Origin of the sequence: Actinoplanes nipponensis, from assembly GCF_016862275.1 — a bacterium.
GTDB classification, from domain to species: domain Bacteria; phylum Actinomycetota; class Actinomycetes; order Mycobacteriales; family Micromonosporaceae; genus Actinoplanes; species Actinoplanes nipponensis.
In genome coordinates this window covers 112,518-134,010 of the sequence record NZ_BOMQ01000026.1, presented here as the reverse complement: position 1 = coordinate 134,010, position 21,493 = coordinate 112,518, and the positions used below count along the sequence as shown (strand labels likewise).

Sequence of the window (21,493 nt, the reverse complement as noted above, 5' to 3'; positions counted from 1 at the left end):
GGTCACCAGGGGTCACCGCTCGCGGCCGGCGGCCCTTTTCGCGGGACAGGCGGCCCCGAAGACCGCACGCTCACCGACGGTGTAGCGGCACCCGAAGTCGGCGGCCGCCACCACCCGCGGGTTGAGGATCGCATCGCCGCCCGGCCGGTGCCCGCCGCGCACCCAGGTGACCAGGTCGTCGAAGCCGCGCTGCAGCTCCGGCGCGGTGAAGTCGCAGTGCCCGACACCCCGGACGGCCCGGGAGACGAACAGCCGCCCACGCCCGTTGCTCAGCGCCCGGCGCGCGTACACCTGCTCCATCGAGAACGGCACGAACAGGTCGCCGACGTCGTGCATGGACAGCACCGGCACGGGCGGGCGGCCGTCCACCCGCGGCACGCCGTCCAGACCGCGGCTGGGCCGGGCCGTGCGGGCCACGCGCAGCACGTCGGCGTTCAGGCGCCACTCGGCGGCGGTGGGCAGCAGGCGGTCGGTGCTGCGGTACAGGGTGAACCGGTTGTCGGTGACGTTGCCGGCCGCGATCCGGGCGGTGCCGCCGGTCAGCCCCGGGTAGAGGCCGAACAGGAACGGCAGGTCCGGGGTCGGCGCCGAGGACGGCGCGGCGTTCCAGTACGCGAACGCCCCGGCGAAGCCCGGCCGCTCCCCGCCGCTGCGCCGCTCGACCACGTCGGACCAGGTCCTGCCGGCGGCGGTGAGCGCCGGGGGCCGGCCGGTGGTGACGCCCAGCGCGGGCAGGATCTGCTGGACCTGGCCCCGCCACCGGTCGATGTACCCGGCGTCGGGCGCCCGCGGGAACTCGATGTCGACGTCCGCGAGCGCGGCGGCGGTGACGTTGGCGTCCAGGAAGTAGTCGAACAGCTCGGCGTCGCCCAGCACCCCGCACACCGGCATGGCGCCCACGAACGCCCGCGGGTACTCCTCGATCGCGACCGCGGTGATGTGCCCGCCCATCGACGCGCCGGTCATGTAGACCGACCTGGCGGCCCGGCCGGTGACCTCGCGGAACAGGCCGATCAGGGCGTACGAGTCCCGCACGCCCTGGCCCACGTCGTAGCCGTTGGTCTGGTAGCTGGAGGCCGCCCACGCGAAGCCCCGGGCGATGTAGTGCGCCCGCAGCGCGGGGCTGTCCACGTAGACGGTGGTGCCGGTGCCGCGGTAGCCGTGCGCGTAGAGGACCAGCTGGCCGTTCCACGCCTTCGGCACCTCGATCCGGTACGCGGCGCCGTCGCGGATGCCGGTGTGCACCACGGACTCCGGCGTGGCGGTGAACGGGGTGCCGTTGAGCTCGCACGCCGGGTCGGCCACGAGGTAGCCCGGCTGGGTGGTGCTGGCGACGGGGGCCGTGCAGGTCGGCGCGGCGGCGGCCGCCGCCGGGGCGCTGAGCACCCCGGCGAGCAGCACCGGGGCCAGCGCCAGGGCGAAATGTTTCCGGCTGATTCTCACAGGGTTACCTCCGGGTAACACTCAAGAACCCGCGCCGGTCGATGTCAAGACCGGTGATTTCACCGATGTGTCACCGCGCGGTCCGGCCGAACACTGACGCTCGTCGATCCCGTCCCATCCGAGGAGAGTCCGACGTGCAGTCACCCACCATCCCCGCCCGGCACCGGGCCCGCCGCTGGCTCGTCACCGCGGCCGCCACCCTCGCCCTGGTCGCCGGTTCGCTGACCGGCGCCACCGCGGCCCAGGCGGCCAGCCCGTACCAGCGGGGCCCCAACCCCACCGCCGCCGCCCTCGACGCCAGCCGCGGCCCCTTCGCCATCGCCCAGCAGAGCGTCTCGTCGGCCGTCGCCGGCTTCGGCGGCGGCGTCATCTACTACCCGACCAGCACCGCCGAGGGCACCTTCGGCGCGGTCGCGATCTCCCCCGGCTACACCGCGCGCTGGTCGAGCATCAGCTGGCTGGGCCCGCGGATCGCCTCGCACGGCTTCGTGGTCATCGGCATCGAGACCAACACGGTGCTGGACCAGCCCGCCTCCCGCGGCGACCAGCTGCTGGCGGCGCTGGACTACCTGACCCGCAGCAGCTCCGTGCGCGCGCGCATCGACGCGAGCCGGCTCGCCGTGGCCGGGCACTCGATGGGTGGCGGCGGCTCCCTGGAGGCCGCCCGGGACCGGCCGTCGCTGCAGGCCGCGGTGCCGCTGGCGCCCTGGAACCTGAACAAGCTGTGGTCCGACCTGCGGGTGCCCACCCTGATCATCGGCGGCGAGAGCGACACCGTCGCGCCCGTCGCGTCCCACTCGATCCCCTTCTACACGTCCATCCCGTCGGCCACGGAGAAGTCGTACCTGGAGCTCAACAACGCCAGCCACTTCTTCCCGCAGACCACCAACACCCCGACCGGGCGGCAGATGGTCGCCTGGCTCAAGCGCTTCGTCGACGACGACACCCGCTACGACCAGTTCATCTGCCCCGGCCCGAGCAGCCTGTCCATCTCGGACTACCGCAGCACCTGCCCGCTGTCCTGACCCGCGACCGGACCGGCGGGGCGCGCGGCCCCGCCGGTCCCCGGCCGTCCGGGTACGGTCGGGACCATGGCGAGCTACCCGGGACCCCTCGTACCGGCCGGCCACCTCGAACCGGCGCCGCGCCGCGTCCGCGCCGTCCTGGGCGGGCAGACCGTGCTGGACACGACCGGCGCGGTGTACGTGTGGGAGTGGCCGCCGTACCCGCAGTACTACCTCCCGGCCGCGGACCTCGCGCCGGGCGTCCTGGTGCTCCAGGACCAGATCGACGAGCGCCCGCTGGGCACCGCCCGCCGGGTGGGCCTGCGGGCCGGCGAGGTCAGCCGCCCCGCCGCCGGCCACCTGCACACCGGGGACCGGATCCCGGAGCTGGCCGGGCTGGTCCGGCTGGAGTGGGACGCGGTCGACGCCTGGTTCGAGGAGGACGAGGAGGTCTTCGTCCACCCGCGCAGCCCGTACGCCCGGGTGGACGCGCTGCGCTCCACCCGGCACGTGCGGGTGGAGCTGGAGGGCCTCGTGCTGGCCGAGTCGGCGGCGCCGGTGCTGCTCTTCGAGACCGGGCTGCCGACCCGCTACTACCTGCCGCGCACCGCGCTCGACCTGACCCACCTGCGGCCCAGCCCGACGGTGACCGCCTGCCCGTACAAGGGGCGCACCACGGCGTACTGGTCGGCGCGGGCCGGCGGCACCCTGCACCGGGACCTGGCCTGGTCGTACGACTTCCCGACCCGGGAGCTGCTGCCGATCGCCGGAATGGTCGCCTTCTACAACGAGAAGGTCGACCTGGTCGTCGACGGCGTACGGCTCGACCGGCCGCGGACCCCGTTCTCCGACGGCGGCGCATGATCCGGCGCCTGAAGGCCTGCCTCAACGGCGGCCGCTCCCGCGCCGAGCATCCGGCCGTCCCGGTCACCGCCGCCGAGCTGGCCCGGGACGCGGCGCAGGCGGTGGCGGCCGGAGCCGAGGCCGTGCACCTGCACCCGCGCGGCCCGGACGGCGCCGAGAGCCTCGACGCGGCGGACATCGGCGCCGCCGTCGCCGCGGTCCGGCAGCGCTGCCCGGGCCTTGCCGTCGGCGTCTCCACCGGACTGTGGATCACCGGCGGCGACGTCGCGGCGCGGCACGCCGCCGTCGCCCGGTGGGCGGGGCTGCCGGCCGGCCGGCGGCCCGCGTTCGCCTCGGTCAACGCCGGCGAGGACGGCTTCGCCGCGCTGACCGGGCTGCTCGGCGCGGCCGGCATCGCGGTGGAGGCCGGCGTCTGGTCGCCCGCCGACGCCGAGCGGGTGGCCGGCGTACCGGTCGACCGGATCCTGATCGAGGTGCTGGACGCCCCCGCCGCCGGCGCGGTCGCCGCGGCCGACGCGATCCTCGGCCGGCTCGACCGGCTGGGCGTGACCGGCCCGCGCCTGCTGCACGGCGAGGACGACGCCTGCTGGCCGCTGGTCGCGCACGCCGGGCGGCTCGGGCTGCCCACCCGGATCGGCCTGGAGGACACCCTGGTCACCGACGACGGCCGGCCCGCGACGGACAACGCGGCGCTGGTGCGCCGCGCCCTGCGGGTCTGGTCGGCTCAGCGCGAGCGCAGGTAGCCGCGCAGGTCCTGGGTGGTCCCGGTGGTGGGGCGCACCGCCAGGATGCAGGTGTCGTCGTCCGGGTTGGCCTGGCGCAACCGGCTGACCAGCTCGGCCAGCGGCTGCCGGGGGGCGGCCGCCACGGCCTCGTCCACGGTACGGATGACCGCGTTCAGCCCGTCGTCCAGGCCGCGGTAGCGGTGCTCGACCAGCCCGTCGGTGTAGAACAGCAGCAGGTCGCCGAGGGCCAGGCGCAGCTCGGCGCACTCGTACCGGGCGTCCTCGACCACCCCCAGCATCGGCCCGGCCGGCCGGGCCAGCGGCTCGGTGCGGCCACCGCGGCTCAGCAGCGGCGGCGGATGACCGGCCTGGGCCCAGGTCAGCCGGCGCAGCAGCGGCTCGTAGCGGGCAACGACCGCCGTCGCCGCCGTCTCCGGGCGCTCCGCGTCCAGGTCGCAGGTGATCCGGTTGAGGTGCCCGAGCAGCTCGGCCGGGTCGGTGGTGGTCACGGCCAGCGCCCGCAGCGAGTACCGCAACTGCGCCATGGTGGTCGCGGCCAGCGTGCCGTGCCCGGCCACGTCGCCCACCGCCAGCAGCACCGAGCCGTCGCGCAGCGCCGCCGCGTGGTACCAGTCGCCGCCGACCAGGTTCTCCTGGCCGGCCGGCAGGTAGCGCACCACCACCTTCACGCCGGGCAGCTCCACCGGGCGCTCCGGGATCGGCAGGATGATGTGCTGCAGCCGGGCGGCCAGCTCGTGCTCGGCGTGCAGGCTGCGGCGCTGCTCGGCGAGCTGCTGCTCGACATCGGCCAGCCGGCGGGCGCCGGCCTCCCGGGCGGTGACGTCCTGCACGATGCCGTACACCCGCAGCGGACGGCCGGCCCGGTCGCGGGTCGCGTCCGCGACCGTACGCAGGTACTTGATCCGGCCGTTGACCCTGACCCGGCAGGTCAGGTCGACCCGCTCGCCCCGCGCGAACGCCTCCGCGGCGGCCACCCGCAGCGGCGCGTCCTCGGGCACCGTCAGGGCCTCGGTCTCCGCGGTCGGCAGCGGGCCCAGCGCGGGATCCCGCTCGTAGATCCGGTAGAGCTGCGCCGACCAGCGCACATCCCCGCTGACCAGGTCCCACTCGCCCCAGCCGAGGTTGCCGAGCTGCTCGGTGCCGGCGATCCGGTCGCTCTCGCCGCCGCCCGAGCCGTGACACACCCACGTGGTGAACAGGGCCGAACCCAGCCGGTGGGCCCGCACCGTGAACCGGCCCTCGCCGATCGTGAACGGGCCGAGCTCGGCCGGCTCGCCGGTGTCCAGCACCCGCTCGTAGACCGCCCACCGCTCCCCGGCCGCCGACTCGGGGAACTGCTCGCGCAGCCGGGCCCCGACCAGCCACGAGCCGCGCCGCCCGTCGGGGGCGGAGGCTTCCGGGGTCACGGCGGCGTACACCAGGTCGGCCAGCCCGCCCCGCCGGTCCCGCAGCGGGGTGAGCAGCGCACAGTGCCCGGGCAGCAGGTCGAGGACGGCCTGCACGACCCCCACCCACGGCTCCCCCGGCCGCGCCCCGGCGCCCGAGGACCGGCCCGGGGCCGGCAGCACGGTCGCCGGCGGGCTCCGGCCGTCGGCCGGCTCGGGCACGTCCAGCATGCCGATCACCCCGGCGGCGATGTCGGCCACGTCGCGGTTCTGGTCGGCGGCCAGCTGCAGCAGGTGGCGGTGGGCCTCGGCCAGCCGGCACCGGGTACGCCCGGCGAGCAGCCCCACGGCCCGGTCGACGGAGGCCCGGTACCCCTCGTCGGTGGCCGGCCGGGCCACCGCGCGGCGGTGCTCCATCGCCTCCAGGTACGCCTGCTGCCCGCCCATACCGCTCCCGCCTGCTGAAATCGCCTCGTGCGGTTCCCTGCATACGCCAGAGCGCGGCGCGGCGTCATCCCCCGTTCACCTGCCCCGGTTACCCACCTGCGGCGCAGCGCCGCCCGGTCACCCGGAAGGACGACCGCACCCCCGGGGCCGTCCGGCGGCGCCGCCCGGCCACCCGGACGGCGGCCCGCACCGAACGGCCCGGACACCCGCCCCACCGCGCCGCGCCCCGGCGCGGTGATGCGCCGGAAACGGCGATGCCGGATCATGGCGGGATGGACCTCGACGGGGCGCGGCGGATCGGCTTCCACGTCGAGCAGAGCTTCCGGTACGCCTACCGCGAACCGGTGACCGCCCTCGCCCAGAAGCTCGTGGTGGTGCCCCGCCGCCGCCACGGCGACCTCTACCGCCGCAGCCACCGCCTGGCGGTGACCGGCGCGGCGCACGCCCGCCGCGCCCGGCTGGACGCGGCGGGCAACACAGTGGTGCGGGTGGTCGCCGCACGGGTCGAACACGCGGTGGAGTTCCGCCTCACCGCCACCCTGGACCGCGTGGTCGGCGACGGCCCGCCGAACCTGCCACCGGCGGCGCTGCGCGACCCGCGGCTGCTGCGCGCCACCCGGCTGACCACACCCGACGACGCGCTGCGGGACCTGGCGGCGGACTGCGCCGGCCCGGACCCGGAGCGGACGGCCGAACAGGCGTGCGCGGCGGCGCACACGGCCCTCACCTACGAGTACGGCGTGACGTCGGTCAGCACCACGGCGGCGCAGGCCCTGGCCGGCGGCCGGGGCGTCTGCCAGGACTCCGCGCACATCATGCTGACGCTGTGCCGCCTGCTCGGCGTGCCGGCACGCTACGTCTCCGGGCACCTGGTCGGCCAGGGCGGCACCCACGCGTGGGTGGAGGCGCTGGTGCCGCGCGGCGACCGGGCGGTGGCGCTGGCGTTCGACCCGTGCCACGGTCGGCGGGCGGGCAACGGGTACGTGACGGTGGCGGTGGGACGCGACTATGCGGACGTGGCGCCGACCTCGGGCACGTACGTGGGGGCGCCGGGGGGCACGCTGACCGGCAGCCGCAAGGTGAGTGTGGTGAGCGTGGAGTGACACCTGGGATGCCTGCTGTGTGAGGAGCCCGTGGCCGCTTCCCGATCCGGGCGGGGGACCTTCGGCGGGGAGGATGTCGCCGCGGTTGGCGGGATGTCAGCCGGGGACTCTGGGGAGGGCCGGGTCCGGCCGCCGATCGACTCATGCGGCGGACCAGGTCGAGAGGCTGTCTCCACTCACCGGTTTCCCGGCGCCACCAGGTGCGCAGAAGTTGGGGAGTGCAGGACCCGTCCGGGACACCGAGTTACCAAGATCCCCCGGGTGGAGGCGTCGAGGGGTGGGGCAGGACCCTGGCGGACATCGCACCGACCCACCGATCGGATCTTGTGGAGTGGCGACCGATTCCGGGACACCGAATCATCAAGATCCACCCGATCGGGACGCTAAGCGGCAGGGCACGACCCTGGCGGACATCGCACCGACCCGCCGGCCACCGGTCACCGGCCACCGGTCACCGGCCACCGGTCACCGGTCACCGGTCACCGGTCACCGGTGCGGATCTTGTGGAGTGCAAACCAATTCCGGGACACCGAATCATCACGATCCACGGGATAGGGACGCGAAGCGGCGAGGAGCGGCCTGAGGGGCATCGCACCAACCCCTTAGCCTGCCGACCTGCCGACCTGCCGACCTGCCGACCTGGATCTTGTGGAGTGGAGACCAATCCCGGGACACCGAATCATCAAGATCCGCCCGATTGGGGCGCCAAGGGCGAGGCGCGACCTGGTGGGCATCGCACCGGCCATCGCCCACCGCCACCGGCGCAGACCTTGTGGAGCGCAAACCAATTCCGGACACCGAATCATCAAGATCCACGGGATAGGGACGCCAAGCGGCGGGGCACGACCCTGGCGGGCGTCACACCGACCCGCCGACCCGCCGACCCGCCGACCCGAATCTTGTGGAGTAGAGACCAATCCCGGGACACCGAGTCATCAAGATCCACCGGATAGAGGCGTCGAGGGGTACGGCACGACCCTGGTGGGCATCGCGTCAGCGCACCGGCCACCGGCCACCGGCCACCGGCCACCGGCCACCGGCGCAGATCTTGTGGAGTAGAGACCAATCCCGGGACACTGAATCATCAAGATTCACCCGATAGGGACGCCAAGAGAGCAGCGCCCAAGCCAGCCAACTCCTTACCGGACCGCAAGCTGGATGTGGCCGCTGGCGGTCCGCAACCCGCGGACGGAAAGGGGTCTGCGGGGCAACCGGCTGCGCGCGGGCGGAAGCGGCGCAGACAGCGCGGTGTCGTTGACCAGCGTCAACGAAGGAGGCGACCCGGCCTCAGGGAGACAAGCCAGGCGCCCGCCCGAGACCCCCAGGCCGACAGCCCCGCGAGGTCGACCAGCTCGGCTGCCCGCGCGAGGCCGGCCGGATGTCCAAACAAGGCCAACCAGACGCCCACACCGGACCAAGGTGTCCACCCGAGGTCAGCAAGGACACGCGCAATGTCCCGCAAGGATCAACGCTGACCGCCCCCGATCAGACCGAGCACGCAACCGCCGGGAGCGCCGGTCAGCTGTCGGCAATCAGGCACGACAGCGTCTGATCTCGATCCGACCCCACCCCTCACACCTCGAAGAGCTCGCGCATCGCCTCAGCCAGGCGAGCCATGCTCGACCCGGTCACCATCCCGATCTTCTCCGCGCCCACCGATGCGGGCAGCCGACGCATCCGGTTGACCACCACGACCCCGGTGATCGGGTCCTGTTCGGTGAGGGCCACCGCGAACGGCGGCAGTTCGGTGGCGCCGCGCTGGCGCACGATGGGCGCGCAGAAGGGTGACGCGTTCGGTCGTTCGTTGTAGGAGTCGGAGGAGAGCACGAGGACCCGGTAGCGCAGGTCGGTGCGGCTGCCGATGGTCCAGATCTCGCCGCGCTTCACGCACGGAGCGTACCGTCGGGCCGATCTTCGGTTTTGTGCCGCCCGGCGTAACCGGTGCTCGGGACTGTCGAACCCTGGACCGCGCCGACACGTAAGAATGAGCGCGACGGCTTGCGAGCGCCGGGCTGGAGTGCCGGCGGTCGCGTGGAGGAAGGACGTTCATGACGGAAAAGGCCCAAATCGGGGTAACCGGGCTGGCGGTGATGGGTCGCAACCTGGCCCGGAACTTCGCCCGCCACGGCCACACGGTCGCGCTGCACAATCGCAGCTACGGGCGCACCAAGGAACTCGTGGAGTCGTACGGCCACGAGGGCACGTTCATCCCCTCGGAGACCGCCGAGGACTTCGTCGCGAGCCTGGAGCGCCCGCGCCGCGTGGTGATCATGGTCAAGGCCGGCAAGGCCACCGACGCGGTCATCGACGAGTTCGCGCCCCTGCTCGAGGAGGGCGACATGCTCATCGACGCGGGCAACGCGCACTTCGCCGACACCCGGCGGCGGGAGGCGGCGCTGCGGGAGCGGGGCCTGCACTTCGTCGGCACCGGCGTGTCCGGTGGTGAGGAGGGCGCGCTGCACGGCCCGAGCATCATGCCCGGCGGCTCCAAGGAGTCCTACGAGTCGCTCGGCCCGCTGCTGGAGGACATCTCGGCCAAGGTCGACGGCGAGCCGTGCTGCGTGCACGTCGGCCCCGACGGCGCCGGGCACTTCGTGAAGATGGTGCACAACGGCATCGAGTACGCCGACATGCAGCTCATCGCGGAGGCGTACGACCTGCTCCGCTCGGTCGGCGGGCACGCGCCGGCGGAGATCGCGGAGATCTTCAAGGGCTGGAACGAGGGCCGGCTGGGCTCGTACCTGATCGAGATCACCGCCGAGGTGCTCAAGCAGGTCGACGCCGAGACCGGCAAGCCGTTCGTCGACATCGTGGTCGACCAGGCCGAGCAGAAGGGCACCGGCCGCTGGACCGTGCAGGCGGCCCTGGACCTGGGCGTGCCGGTCTCCGGCATCGCCGAGTCGGTGTTCGCCCGGGCGCTGTCCGGCGACCCGAAGGTGCGCGCGGCGGCGGCGAACCTGCCCGGCCCGACGGCCGCGGCCGGCGCCGGCGGCGGCGACCTGCAGGCCGACGTCGAGCAGGCGCTGTTCGCCTCGAAGATCGTCGCGTACGCGCAGGGCTTCCAGCAGATCCAGGCGGCCAGCGCGGAGTACGGCTGGGACATCGACCCCGGCCAGATGGCCAAGATCTGGCGGGCCGGCTGCATCATCCGGGCCAAGTTCCTCGACTTCATCAAGCAGGCCTTCGACAAGTCCCCGGACCTGCCGTCGCTGCTGGTGGACGAGTACTTCCTGGACGCGGTCAGCGGCGCGCAGGACGCCTGGCGCCGGGTGGTCGCCACGGCCGCCCAGCAGGGCATCCCGGCGCCGGGCTTCGCCTCGGCGCTGGCGTACTACGACGGGCTGCGGGCCAAGCGCCTGCCGGCCGCCCTGATCCAGGGGCAGCGCGACTTCTTCGGCGCGCACACGTACCGCCGCACCGACCGGGAAGGCACCTTCCACACCATGTGGGGCGCCGACCGCAACGAGGTCCCGGCCTGACCGGTGGTGTCCGGCCCGCCGCGCGGCGGGCCGGGCACCGGGGCCCGGCGCCGCCCGCATAGGCTGGCGGCGTGCCCAGGCTGGTCGACCACGAGCTGCGCCGGGCGGAGCTGCTCGCCGCCACCTGGGACGTGGTGCGCAGCCGCGGGGTGGAGGGCACCACCACCCGGGCCATCGCCGACGCGGCCGGGTGTTCGCTCAGCGTCCTGGCGCACTTCCTCGGCGGCAAGGACGACATCCTGGTGGCGGCCCAGACGGCCGTGTACGACCGGATCGTGGCGCGGGCCTTCCGCCTCGGCGGCGACCTGTTCGGCCTGGCGGCGCTGCGCGCGGCGCTCGAGGCGGTCCTGCCGGTGGACGCCGAGCGCACCGCGGACGCCCACGTGAACGTGGCGTTCGCCGGCGCGGCCCTGTCGCATCCCCGGCTGGCCGAGTCGCGGCGCAGCTCGCACCTGCGGATCCGCGACCATCTGCGGGTCTGCCTGCGGGAGGCGCGGGAGGCCGGCGAGCTGCGCCCCGGGGTGGCCGACGACGAGGTGATCGACGACTTCATCATCCTGGTCGAGGGCAGCACGTTGCTCAGCCTGGTGGACGGGTGGGCCGAGGAGGGTCGCGGCGAGCGGCTGATCCGGCTCGCCGCCACCTTCGTCGCTCAGCTGCGGGCGCCCTGACCCGCGCCCGGCTGCGCGGCGATCACGTCGCGGAACCAGTGCCACGAGTCCTTGCGGGTCCGGGTCAGCGTGTCCCGGTCGACGTGGACCAGGCCGAACCGCTCGTCGTAGCCGGCCGCCCATTCGAAGTTGTCCAGGGCCGACCAGGCGTAGTAGCCGCGGACGTCCACCCCGGCCGCGATCGCCGCCGCCACGGCCCGCAGGTGGGCGTCGAGGAACGCGATGCGCCGGGGGTCGTGGACGCGGCCGTCCGGGCCGGGCGGGGCGTCGTGGAAGGAGGCGCCGTTCTCGGTGATGACCACCGGGGGCAGCCGCGGGTAGCGGTCGCGCAGGGTCCGCAGGATCTCGGTGAGTCCGGCGGGGACGATAGCCCAGCCGAAGTCGGTGCGCTCGACGCCCGTCACCGGCACCGGCGAGAACGGCAGGCCCTCCGGCAGGTCCACCTCCAGCACGCCGCGGTAGTCCTTGCCGGCCTTCGGCGCCTCGATGACGGTGGGCTCGTAGTAGTTCACGCCGTAGAAGTCGAGCGGGCCGCTGATGATCTTCAGGTCGCGGTCGAGGGCCGCCCCGGCGACGCCGACGCCGGCCCGGATCGCCTCGTCCGGGTAGTCGCCGCGCAGGATCGGGTCGGAGAACGCCCAGTTCGTCAGGTGCGTGAAGACCGTGGCGGCCTCGACGTCGGCCGGGTCGTCGCCGGCCGGCGAGACCGGGAAGTGCTGCGCCGCCACGCCGACCGTCGCGGCGCCGCCGGCCCGCAGGGCCTGGACCGCCAGGCCGTGGGCGAGCAGCTGGTGGTGCGCGACGGGCAACGCGGCCAGGCCCAGGCCGCGGGCCGGCGCGTGATCGGTGAGCGCGTAGCCGTACAGGGTCTGCACGTTCATCTCGTTCATCGTGATCCAGTCGCGGACCCGGTCGCCGAGCCGGGCGACCAGCACGTCCGCGTACCCGGCCAGGGCGTACGCGGTGTCGCGGCGCAGCCAGCCGCCCGCATCCTCCAGCGCCTGGGGCAGGTCCCAGTGGTAGAGCGTGGGCACCGGGCGCACCCCGGCCGCCAGCAGCCGGTCGACCAGCCGGTCGTAGAAGTCCAGGCCGGCCTTGTTGACGGTGCCGGTCCCGGCCGGCAGCACACGCGGCCAGGAGAACGAGAAGCGGTAGTCGTGCACGCCGCACTCGGCGATGTGCGCCACGTCCTCGGCGTACCGGTGGTAGTGGTCGATGGCCGTGCGGGCGTCCTCGCCGTGCCGGATCACGCCGGGCCGGGCGGTGAAGGTGTCCCAGATGCTCGGGCCCTTGCCGTCGAGGTCGGCCGCCCCCTCGATCTGGAAGGCGGCGGTGGACAGGCCGAAGCGGAAGCCCGGCGGCAGCAGCGGGAGGTCGACGGACATGGTGCAGCATCCTCCAGGAGGGTGGTCAGGCGACAGTGCGCAGTCGCGGCAGGCAGGCCAGGGCCGTCAGCGCCACCGCGGCGGCGCACAGGTACAGCGTGGGATAGCCGCCGAGCCGGGTGACGATGACGCCGGCCAGCGCGGGGGCCACCAGCTGCGGCAGGGAGGCGGCGATGTTGGCCACCCCGAGCATGGTCGCCTGGGAGCCGGCGTCCGGGAGCACGCCGGTGACGATCGCCAGGTCCACGGCGACGAACAGGCCCCATCCGGCGCCGAGCAGCACGGCGGCGGCCAGCACCGCCGGCAGGGACGGCACGAGGGCGAGCACGGCGAACCCGGCGGCCAGCACCACGGCCCCGGCGGCGGCGAAGCCGCGGCGCCGGCCCCACCGGTCGGACAGCACGCCGCCGGCGATCGCGGCCGCGGCCGTGACCAGCACGTTGATCACCGTGACGACCAGGACCATGGCGCCCGGCTCGGCCACGCCGACCCGGTCGCCCAGGTAGTAGTACAGGTAGACCAGCAGCAGCGCGTTGACCAGGTTGAACAGGAACCGGATCAGCCAGACCCAGGCGAACGGCGCGGTGAGCCGGGGCCGGGTGGCCGCCGCGACGGCCCGGTCGGGCCCCGGCGGGGGTTCCCGGTGCACCACCACCAGGCTCGCCACCAGGGCCGGCACCGCGACCGCCAGGGCCAGGTAGCCGATCCGGACGTCGCCGGCCGCGACGGCGACGGCGGTGCCCAGCACGACGCCCGCGATCTGCGCCACCCCGAACAGCGCGCCGACGGTGCCGCGCTGTTCCGGGGGGACCCGGTCGGCCAGCACCGCGGCCAGCGCGGCCAGCGGGCCGCTGAGCCCGGTCTGCACCAGCACCCAGCCGGCCGTCATGGCCGGGGCCGAGCCGGCGCCGGACAGCACCAGCAGCCCGGCCACGCCGACCAGCGCGCCGGCCACCAGGACCGGGCGGCGCCGGCCGAACCGCGACCGCAGCCGGTCCGACACCGCGCCCCAGAGCGGGGTGGCCAGCAGCGCCGCCGCGGCGCCGTACGCGGTGACCAGCGCGAGCAGGGCCTCCTTGCCGCCGGGCGCGGCCAGCCGCGCGGCCTGCTCGGGCAGCAGGATCTGGATCGGCCCGAACCAGCCCGCGGCCACGCCGGTCATGGCCAGCACGTAGGCCACGATCCAGCCCCGGCGGACCCGGGGCTGGACCGGGGCCAGCACCGTCACGCGCGGGCCCTCTCCCACATCACCGTGTACGCCTCGGCGCCGCCCATCAGCTGCCGCCGGAGCAGGGGCGCGTCCGGGCCGGCCCGCCGGATCAGGTCGGTGACCCAGTCGGCGTACAGGCCGTACTGGGCGACGCCGTCGGTGTTGAGGTCGAAGGTGCGCTGGCCCATCACCTGGCGGGTGACCGTGGTGCCGTTGGGCGCGGTGAACGGGTAGCTCAGCGGGGTCGCGGCGGGGCCGGGCGGCGCCTGCGGGCCGAGGCCGTTGACGTCGCTGCCCACGCCGTACCCGGTGATCCGGTCGCCGTGCGGCAGGGCCCGGTTGGTCCGCCACTCGCCGAGGAACGCGTCGGCGCCGAAGGCGTAGGTGGCGACGAAGCCGCCGAGGCTCAGCACCCGGTCCACGATCGCCGGGTCGGCCCAGCTGTGCACCGAGGTCACGCCCGGGTAGCCGGCCCGCTCGGCCAGGTCCAGCACCGCGTTCGCGGTGCGCACGCCCATGTGGTCGATGTGGATGATCATGCCGCGCTCCATCATCCGGTTGATGAGGTACGCGCCCAGCGCCGTCAGCCCCCGGGTGTTGCAGATCGGCCCGCTCGGGTAGACCGGGGCGATCGTGCCCGCCGGCAGGTTCAGTCCGCCCAGCCCCAGCAGCTTGGCGATGTCGTCGCTGACCAGCGGCTGGGTGTTGTCGGCGGGGCCGGTGCAGGAGGTGGCGGTCCACCAGTGGCCGGTGGAGATGAGGTTGCCGATGTTCAGCGCCGCGCCGGTGGTGCCCTCGTCGAAGCGGGTGCCGCCGAAGGCGTTGTCGAACTTGTGCACCGGGTAGAGCCCGCTGACCCCGATGGCCTGCAGCTCGTCCAGGCCGGCGTCGATGTCCGCGGTGGTGCACCGGGGCACGTCGTTGACCTCGCGGCAGCCGAACAGCTCCGAGTTCTCCACCCCGATGGTGACCGCGAGCTTGCCCTGGGCGGCGATCTGCCGTACCTCGGCCGGGGTGCGGGCCAGCCGGAACCAGCCCTTGCCGGGCCCGCCGCTCTGCGCGTCCACATAGTCCTGCATGGACGTCAGGTAGGCGGCCTGGGCGCGCAGCTGGGTCATCTCGTCGCAGCCGGTGTCGCGGGAGGGGTAGAGCTCGCAGATCACCCGGTTGGCGACCAGCAGGGCGTTGAGCACCCGCTGTCCGGCGCGCCACGAGCGTTCGATGCCGCGGAAGTACGACTGCTCGTGCAGCAGGGTGTTGTGCTGGGGCCAGTCGCCGAAGGTGGGCCAGCCGTCCTCGGCCGAGTTGACCGGGTCGGTGCCGCCGATCAGCGCCTCGAGCAGCGCGCCGACGCCCAGCGTGGCGTGCGAGGGGCAGCCGGCCAGCGCGACGGTGACCCCGCCCGGCGCGTACGCGTCGCCGCAGTGCAGGTCGCCGCCGAAGGCCGCGCCGGCGGTGATGTGGGCGTGCGCGTCGATCCAGCCGTCGAGCCGCCCGGCGGTGTCGACGCCCGGCGCGGCCGTGCCGGTGACGCCGGTGGCGACGTCGGGCTCGGCGGCGCAGCCGGTGGCCGGGGTGGCCGCGAGGGTGGCCGAGCCGGCGCCGACCCGGCCCAGGAACGAGCCGAGCTGCTGGCCGGTGGCGGTGGAGACGAGGCGGTAGCGGCCGTTGGCGGAGCTGACCGTCCAGTCGGCACGGTCGCCGTAGGAGCTGCCGGCGAGCACGAAGCCGATGACGCTCTGGTACGCCAGCGCGCCCGCGGTGTCGCGCATGGTGTACCGGCCGAGCTGGGTGGCCTCGAAGCGGAACGGCTCGGCGGCCGCGGCGCTGGAGGTGAAGCCGTAGCCGCCGGAGCTGCGCCGGAGGTGGCCGAGGTCGGTGGAGCCGGCGTACGCGTGCAGCGTCACGCAGGCGTCGTCGAGGTCGTGGGCGGGGGTCCAGGCGTCGGCCGCGAGGGCGGCGGCGGGGGAGACGACGGCGAGGAGAACGGCGAGACTGCCGGCGAGAACCATGCGGCACCTTCCTATGGTCGATCGTCTGATCCACCAAGTGGGCACAGCATAGAAAAGTGAGGGCGCTCACACCATCCTTGTGCGAAACTTTTTCACGCTGCGGTGACCGGCCGGCCCGTCCGCACCATCAGCTCGGCCAGCTCGGCCGGCGCCAGCGGCTTGGCCATGAAGTAGCCCTGCCCCAGCCGGTAGCCCATCTCCCGCAGCCGCTCCAGCTGCGCCGCCGTCTCGATGCCCTCCGCGACCGCGTACAGGTCCAGGTACTCGGCGAGCTGGGCGACCGCCGCGGCCACGGCCAGCCGGCCGCGGTCCTCGCCGTCGCAGATGCCGTCCACGAAGGACTTGTCCAGCTTCAGCACGTCCACCGGGAACGCGCGCAGCAGGCTCAGGCTGGACTGGCCGGTGCCGAAGTCGTCCAGGGCCAGGCGCACGCCCAGCTCGTGCAGCGCCTGCAGGGTGTCGCGGACCTGCCGGCCGTCCAGCACCGAGGACTCGGTGACCTCCAGCACCAGGTTCGCCGGGATCAGCCCGGTGTCGCTGAGCACCGCGGCGACCTCGTCCACGAAGCCGGCCTCGCGCAGCTGGCGGGCCGCCACGTTGACGTTGATCGACCGGATGGCGGCGGCGCCGTGCTCGGCCTGCCACCGGGCGAGCTGCTCGCACGCCTCGCGCAGCACCCACGAGCCGAGCGGGACGATCAGGCCGGACCGCTCGGCCACCGGGATGAACTCGGCCGGCGGGACCGCGCCGCGGACCGGGTGGCGCCAGCGGACCAGCGCCTCGGCCCCGGACATCCGGCCGGTCACCAGGTCGAACACCGGCTGGTAGGCCAGGTACAGCTCGTGCCGGATGATCGCGTTGTGCAGCTCGCTGCCGAGCCGGGCGTGGTTGACGACCTCGCTGCGCATCCGCGGCTCGAAGCGGGCCCAGGTGGCCTTGCCGGCGGCCTTGGCCGCGTACATGGCGATGTCGGCGTTGCGCAGGACCTCGTCGGCGCTGTCGCCGGCGCCGGCGAGCGCGACGCCGATGCTGGCGTGCGCCAGCAGCTGGTGCTCGCCGACCCGGAACGGCACCGCCAGCGCGGCCAGGATGCGCGCCGCGGCCTCCTCGGCCGCGCCCGGCTCGTCGGCGTCGAGCAGCACGGCGAACTCGTCGCCGCCCAGCCGCGCCGGCAGGTGGGTGACCGCGCTGTGGTGGCGCAGCCGCTGGGCCACCTCGACGAGCAGCTGGTCGCCGACCGCGTGCCCCATGGTGTCGTTGACCATCTTGAAGTCGTCGATGTCCACCAGCAGCACGCTGGCGCACCGGTGCGCGGCCAGCCGCTCGGCCAGCACCGTGCCGAAGCGGGCCCGGTTGGCCAGCCCGGTCAGCGGGTCGTGCATCGCCTCGTGCTCCAGCTGGGCCTGCTGGCGGCGGATGCCGGCCAGCATCCGGTCGTTGGCGCGCAGCCCGAGCAGCTGGCGGGCCACCACGAAGGCGGCGATGAGCACGGCGCCGATGATCACCACGCGCTGGTGCCAGCCCAGCTGGCGGGCCGAGACGGTGATCACCAGGGCGGCGGTCGCGACCACCGACAGCAGCGGCAGCACGTTGGCGAGCCGGCCCGGCCGGGCCGCGGCGCGGGGCCGGGCCGGGCGGCGCAGGACCAGCTCCTGCCGGTACGCGGCCAGCGCCATCGCCGCGCCGACCACCGGCACGCCCAGCACCGAGATGACCAGCCGGCCGGTGTCCCCACCGGCTATCAGCAGCACCGTGGTGGCCACCGCGATCAGCGGCGCGACGGTCAGCACGCGCAACGACACCGGGTCGACGGCGCTGGCCGGGCTCATCGCCGCCCGGCCGATCACGACCAGCGAGATCAGCGCCCCGACCCCGGTCACGGCGGCGCCGTCCTGGGTCAGCGTCGAGGTCGCCGCGGTGGCCAGGTCCAGCACCACGTACCAGTAGATCAGCGCGCCCGCCACGGCGACCGTCGCCCCGTCGAGGACCAGCTGCGCCCAGCGCAGCGCGGAGCGGCGCTCCACCGGCAGTCGCAGGAACGCGAGCATCAGGATCACCACGCCGAGCAGCGTCGGCACGGCCATGTACGGCGACAGCCCGGGGTCGTTGTTGGCGAAGGCGAACGCGCCGACCGAGCCGATGCCGAGGCAGATCGCGGCGTGCGAGACGAGCCGCCAGAAGCCGCGCACCGGGCGCGGCACGACGATCATCGAGCCGATCCGCCGGCAGGCGGCGAACGCGGCGGCCATGGCCACCGGTCCGGCGGCGAACCCGGGCATCACCGTGCCGCCGTCGTGCACCACCAGCCACCCGAGCACCAGGGCCACCGCCAGCGCCGCCCCGGCCAGCGGGAGCGCGCCGGGCCGGGCGGGCGGGACCGCGCGCCGGCGACCCACCCGCGTGTCGGCTGCACTCATGGCTGCGCTCGGCTCCTGTCACTGTGCGGGGTCTGGCGCAGTACCAGTCGGCGACGGCCGGCGGAAGCTGAGATTTCCCGGGCCGAGCCGGCCTCCTCCTCCCTTGGATAGAGGCGCCGGTGGGACCGCGGGCGGATGCGGGCCGTGGCGGCGCCCGCCTAGGGTCGGTGCGTCATGAAGCACTTGCCGAGGTGGTTGCTGCCCTGCGGTCTCGCCGTCGCCCAGCTGGCCGCCTGGCCGGGCCGCCCGCTGGCCACCGGCGAGCCGCTGCCGGCCGCGGCGGTCGCGACCGGGGTCGCGGTCACGGTCGTCGTCGCGGCAGCGTTGCTCTGGCGGCGCACGGCGCCCCCGGCGACCCTCGCCGTGGTGGTCGCGGCGCTGACCGTGGGCACGGTCGGCGTGTCCGCCGACGCCCTCCTGGTGATCTCGGTCGCCGACCTGGTGGCGCTCTACGGCGTGGCGGTGTGGCGCTCCGGGCGGCTGGCGCTGGGCGGCACGGCCGGGGTGGCGCTGTGGCAGTGCGCGCTGATCGCCGCCACCTCGGGCGTGACGGGCGAGTACCCGGCCGAGGTGGCGTCCGTCGTGATCGTCTATCCGGCGGTGGTGGCGTTCGGCCGGGCCCGGCACCGCTGGCACGCCGACAGAGCCACCGCGGCGGCCCGGCTGGCCGAGGCCGAGGACCGCCGGAACCGGGCGGCCGACACCGAACGGCGCCGCCTGGCCCGTGAGCTGCACGACGTGACCGCCCACCACCTGACCTCGATCGTGGTCATCGTCTCGGCCGCCCAGCGCCTCGGCGCGGCCCGACCCGACCTGGCCGCCGAGGCGCGCGCGTTCGCCTCGCGCACCGGCCGCGACACCCTGGCGGCCCTGCACCGGCTGGTCGCGCTGCTGCAGCGGCCGGACGAGCGGCCCGACCCGGTCGCCGCCCGGCTGGACGCGCTGGCCGAGGGCTTCCGGCTGCTCGGACAGCGGGTCGGCGTGCAGGCCGGGGAGGCGCAGGAGCCGCCGCCCGCGGCCACGGAGGCGGTGTGCGGGATCACCCGCGAGGCGCTGACCAACATCCTGCGGTACGCCCCGGGGGCGGGCGTCCGGATCCGGCTGGCGACGGCGCCCGCCGGCCTGGAGCTGACGATCGACGACGACGGCGCCCGGGCCGACGGACCCGGGGGCCTGGGCTCGGGGCGGGGCGTCGCGGGCATGCGGGAGCGGGCGACGACGCTCGGCGGCACGCTGACGGCGGGTCCCCGCCCCGGGGGCGGCTGGCGCGTCCGCGCCGTCCTCCCGTCCCCCTCCCCCGCCGTCCTCCCGCCGGCGGCGGGTGTCGCCGTCGCGGCCGGCCGGTCGCGCCGGCGGCCCGGGTCCGCCCAGGTGATCGACGCCGCCCTGGTGCTGCTGGCGCTGTTCGCCCCGGCCGGCGGCCTGCTGGCCGCACCCGGCGACGCGGGGCCGGCCGGCGCCCCCGTCCCCCTGCTTCTGCTGGTGGCCGCCGCCCACGCGGTGCCGGTGGGCTGGCGGCGCCGCCGCCCCTGGACGGTGCTCGGCGCGGTCGCGGCGACCGCCTGGATCCTGCCGGTGCTGATCGCCACCGGCGTCATCGCCCCGGCGCACGGCTGGGTGCTGCCGGCCGGCCTGGGCGCCGAGCTCATCGCCGTGTACGCGGTGGCCCGCTACGCCCGCCGCCACGACCTGAGCGCGCTGGCCGCCGCGGTGGCGTCGGCCTCGGCGGTCCTGGCGGCGGGCGTGACGCTGGCCCTGGACACGCCGTCCGAGCAGGACATCCCGCTCGTGTTCGGCGCGGGCGTCATGGCCGCGGTGGTCGCCTGCCCGCTCGGCCTGCCGATCCTGCTCGCCTGGCTGACCGGCTGGCTGGTGCGCCGGCGCCGCGCCGGCATCGAGTCCCGCGAGCACGACGCGGTGGCCGCCTCCACCGCCCAGGCGCTGTGGGTGGCCGGGCTGGAACGGGCCCGGGTGGCCGCCGGCCTGCGCGCGGCGGTCCTGCGCGACACGGCCCGGGTGGCCACGGCGGCGGACGCCGGCGACCTCGACCAGGTGCTGACCTCGGCCCGCGCCGCCCTGGACGCGATGCGGGGCCTGCTCAACGGCCTGCGCGAGGAGGCATCGGGCCCGGCCCGCGGCGACCACGAACCCCAGCCGACCGCGGCGGCGCTGCCCGCGCTGGCGGAGCGCTGGCGGGCCGGTGGGCGCGCGGTGGCGCTGGAGGTCCGCGGGGCCGGCCGGGTGCTGCCCGCGGACGTGGACCTGTCGGCCTTCCGGGTGGTGGAGCTGCTGCTGGCCGGGGACACGGGACCGGTGGCGGTCCGGGTGGACCTGGACGACGACCCGGTGCGGATCGGCGTGCGGCCGATGCCGGCGGACGCGGGCGGCGAGATCGCCGCGGGTCTGCGGGCCCGGCTGGCGGCCGTGGGCGGCAGCACGACGACCGCGGCGGACGGGCTGCCGGAGATCCTGCTGCCGGGGACGGTGCCGCCGCATCCGGACGGGATCCGTCCGGATGCGGCGCGGGAGTCCGGCCGGGGGCGCCCGGCCGGGGAGCAGGGTCGGGCGGCCGGGAGCGATCCGGGCCGGCCGGCCGGGCGGAACGAGGAGGTGGCGTCATCGCCGTCCGCGTGATGGTCGTCGACGACCAGCTGATGGTGCGCGCCGGGATCGCCGCGATCGTGGACGCCGAGCCGGACCTCGAGGTCGTCGGCGAGGCGGCCGACGGGCAGTCCGCCCTCGACCTGGCCGCCCGGCTGCGACCGGACGTGGTGCTCATGGACATCCGGATGCCCGGCATGGACGGCCTGACCGCCACCGCGCGGCTGACCGCCGCCGCGCCGGCCACCCGGGTGCTCGTCCTGACCACGTTCCATCAGGACCGCTACGTCTACGAGGCGCTGCGGGCGGGCGCCGCCGGGTTCGTGCTCAAGGACACCCAGCCGGCCGACCTGCTGGCCGCCGTCCGGGTCGTCGCGGACGGCGAGGCGATGCTCAGCCCCGCGGTCACCCGCCGCCTCATCGACGCCTTCGCCGGCGGCGCGCCGGCCGTCCCGGTGGAGGCCGGGTCGCGGCTGGACGGCCTCACCCCGCGCGAACGCGAGGTCCTGGTCAGCATGGCCACGGGCCTGTCCAACGCGGAGATCGGCGCGGCCCTGGGCATCACCACCGGCACGGTGAAGACGCACGTCAACGCGCTGCTGGCCAAGCTCGGGGTGCGCGACCGGGTGCAGGCGACGATCGCCGCCTACGACCTCGGCCTGGTCCGGCCGCGCCCCTGACCCGGTGGTCACCGGAAAGCGCCGGGCGGCCCGGACCGCACACCGC

General features: G+C 75.2%; 15 protein-coding genes. 8 read left to right on the top strand and 7 right to left on the bottom strand.

What is annotated here, in order from left to right; genetic code table 11:
- Nucleotides 1-12: 12 nt before the first annotated feature.
- On the bottom strand, nt 13-1,443 hold the full coding sequence (locus Ani05nite_RS10560; RefSeq protein WP_203767241.1) for a phthalyl amidase: 1,431 nt from the start codon (nt 1,441-1,443) through the stop codon (nt 13-15).
- A 134-nt stretch (nt 1,444-1,577) separates the two neighbouring features.
- Here Ani05nite_RS10560 and Ani05nite_RS10555 point away from each other — a divergent pair, with 134 nt between their 5' ends.
- The 3 genes from Ani05nite_RS10555 (at nt 1,578) to Ani05nite_RS10545 (ending at nt 4,054) form a co-directional block, all read left to right on the top strand.
- The gene (locus tag Ani05nite_RS10555) at nt 1,578-2,468 is read left to right on the top strand and encodes an alpha/beta hydrolase family protein (protein WP_377882188.1); all 891 of its coding nucleotides are present in this window, start codon (nt 1,578-1,580) and stop codon (nt 2,466-2,468) included.
- A gap of 66 nt (nt 2,469-2,534) precedes the next feature.
- A complete protein-coding gene (locus tag Ani05nite_RS10550) occupies nt 2,535-3,311 on the top strand; it encodes a DUF427 domain-containing protein (protein ID WP_203767238.1) in 777 nt (258 codons plus the stop codon).
- Nucleotides 3,308-4,054 (top strand): 3-keto-5-aminohexanoate cleavage protein, encoded by a 747-nt coding sequence (locus Ani05nite_RS10545; protein WP_203767237.1) that lies wholly within the window; start codon nt 3,308-3,310, stop codon nt 4,052-4,054. The genes Ani05nite_RS10550 and Ani05nite_RS10545 overlap by 4 nt, the downstream gene beginning before the upstream one ends.
- On the opposite strand, the gene Ani05nite_RS10540 is transcribed toward Ani05nite_RS10545, so the two are convergent.
- Entirely contained in the window at nt 4,036-5,889 is a 1,854-nt protein-coding gene (locus Ani05nite_RS10540; RefSeq protein WP_203767236.1) for a SpoIIE family protein phosphatase, read from the bottom strand. The two genes, Ani05nite_RS10545 and Ani05nite_RS10540, sit on opposite strands and share 19 nt — an antisense overlap.
- A 272-nt stretch (nt 5,890-6,161) precedes the next feature.
- On the opposite strand from Ani05nite_RS10540, the gene Ani05nite_RS10535 reads away from it, so the two are divergent.
- Nucleotides 6,162-6,992, top strand: a complete 831-nt coding sequence (locus Ani05nite_RS10535; RefSeq protein ID WP_203767235.1) for a transglutaminase domain-containing protein — start codon at nt 6,162-6,164, stop codon at nt 6,990-6,992.
- A 1,572-nt stretch (nt 6,993-8,564) separates the two neighbouring features.
- On the opposite strand, the gene Ani05nite_RS10530 is transcribed toward Ani05nite_RS10535, so the two are convergent.
- Nucleotides 8,565-8,879, bottom strand: coding sequence for a type II toxin-antitoxin system PemK/MazF family toxin (locus Ani05nite_RS10530; RefSeq protein WP_203767234.1), 315 nt, complete (start codon nt 8,877-8,879; stop codon nt 8,565-8,567).
- A 161-nt stretch (nt 8,880-9,040) separates the two neighbouring features.
- Between Ani05nite_RS10530 and gnd the strand changes: the two genes are divergently transcribed.
- Nucleotides 9,041-10,471: an NADP-dependent phosphogluconate dehydrogenase gene (gene gnd, locus Ani05nite_RS10525; RefSeq protein WP_203767233.1), complete on the top strand. Its 1,431-nt coding sequence runs from the start codon at nt 9,041-9,043 to the stop codon at nt 10,469-10,471.
- 71 nt (nt 10,472-10,542) lie between these two features.
- Nucleotides 10,543-11,142, top strand: a complete 600-nt coding sequence (locus tag Ani05nite_RS10520; protein WP_203767231.1) for a TetR/AcrR family transcriptional regulator — start codon at nt 10,543-10,545, stop codon at nt 11,140-11,142.
- Here Ani05nite_RS10520 and Ani05nite_RS10515 read toward each other — a convergent pair.
- The 4 genes from Ani05nite_RS10515 to Ani05nite_RS10500 all read right to left on the bottom strand — a co-directional run bounded on the left by Ani05nite_RS10515 (nt 11,124) and on the right by Ani05nite_RS10500 (nt 18,166).
- Nucleotides 11,124-12,527 (bottom strand): GH1 family beta-glucosidase, encoded by a 1,404-nt coding sequence (locus tag Ani05nite_RS10515; RefSeq protein WP_203767228.1) that lies wholly within the window; start codon nt 12,525-12,527, stop codon nt 11,124-11,126. The two genes, Ani05nite_RS10520 and Ani05nite_RS10515, sit on opposite strands and share 19 nt — an antisense overlap.
- Nucleotides 12,528-12,552: 25 nt before the next feature.
- A complete protein-coding gene (locus Ani05nite_RS10510) occupies nt 12,553-13,755 on the bottom strand; it encodes an MFS transporter (protein WP_239129631.1) in 1,203 nt (400 codons plus the stop codon).
- Nucleotides 13,752-15,749, bottom strand: a complete 1,998-nt coding sequence (locus Ani05nite_RS10505; protein WP_239129628.1) for a hypothetical protein — start codon at nt 15,747-15,749, stop codon at nt 13,752-13,754. Before Ani05nite_RS10505 ends, Ani05nite_RS10510 begins: the two co-directional genes overlap by 4 nt.
- 92 nt (nt 15,750-15,841) lie before the next feature.
- Complete coding sequence (locus Ani05nite_RS10500; protein WP_203767223.1) at nt 15,842-18,166, bottom strand: putative bifunctional diguanylate cyclase/phosphodiesterase; 2,325 nt, start codon at nt 18,164-18,166, stop codon at nt 15,842-15,844.
- Nucleotides 18,167-18,340: 174 nt separating this feature from the next.
- Between Ani05nite_RS10500 and Ani05nite_RS10495 the strand changes: the two genes are divergently transcribed.
- Together Ani05nite_RS10495 and Ani05nite_RS10490 are read left to right on the top strand one after the other, a co-directional pair.
- Nucleotides 18,341-20,800, top strand: a complete 2,460-nt coding sequence (locus tag Ani05nite_RS10495; protein WP_203767221.1) for an ATP-binding protein — start codon at nt 18,341-18,343, stop codon at nt 20,798-20,800.
- A complete protein-coding gene (locus Ani05nite_RS10490; protein WP_239129685.1) occupies nt 20,800-21,447 on the top strand; it encodes a response regulator in 648 nt (215 codons plus the stop codon). The genes Ani05nite_RS10495 and Ani05nite_RS10490 overlap by 1 nt, the downstream gene beginning before the upstream one ends.
- The last annotated feature ends 46 nt before the right edge of the window (nt 21,448-21,493 follow it).

Bases quoted from the DNA above. Each gene is read 5' to 3' on its own strand.
- Ani05nite_RS10550 (WP_203767238.1), top strand. From the start codon at position 2,535: ATGGCGAGCTACCCGGGACCCCTCGTACCGGCCGGCCACCTCGAACCG.
- Ani05nite_RS10545 (WP_203767237.1), top strand. From the start codon at position 3,308: ATGATCCGGCGCCTGAAGGCCTGCCTCAACGGCGGCCGCTCCCGCGCC.
- Ani05nite_RS10540 (WP_203767236.1), bottom strand. From the start codon at position 5,889: ATGGGCGGGCAGCAGGCGTACCTGGAGGCGATGGAGCACCGCCGCGCG.
- Ani05nite_RS10535 (WP_203767235.1), top strand. From the start codon at position 6,162: ATGGACCTCGACGGGGCGCGGCGGATCGGCTTCCACGTCGAGCAGAGC.
- gnd (WP_203767233.1), top strand. From the start codon at position 9,041: ATGACGGAAAAGGCCCAAATCGGGGTAACCGGGCTGGCGGTGATGGGT.
- Ani05nite_RS10515 (WP_203767228.1), bottom strand. From the start codon at position 12,527: ATGTCCGTCGACCTCCCGCTGCTGCCGCCGGGCTTCCGCTTCGGCCTG.
- Ani05nite_RS10505 (WP_239129628.1), bottom strand. From the start codon at position 15,749: ATGGTTCTCGCCGGCAGTCTCGCCGTTCTCCTCGCCGTCGTCTCCCCC.
- Ani05nite_RS10500 (WP_203767223.1), bottom strand. From the start codon at position 18,166: ATGAGTGCAGCCGACACGCGGGTGGGTCGCCGGCGCGCGGTCCCGCCC.
- Ani05nite_RS10495 (WP_203767221.1), top strand. From the start codon at position 18,341: ATGAAGCACTTGCCGAGGTGGTTGCTGCCCTGCGGTCTCGCCGTCGCC.
- Ani05nite_RS10490 (WP_239129685.1), top strand. From the start codon at position 20,800: ATGGTCGTCGACGACCAGCTGATGGTGCGCGCCGGGATCGCCGCGATC.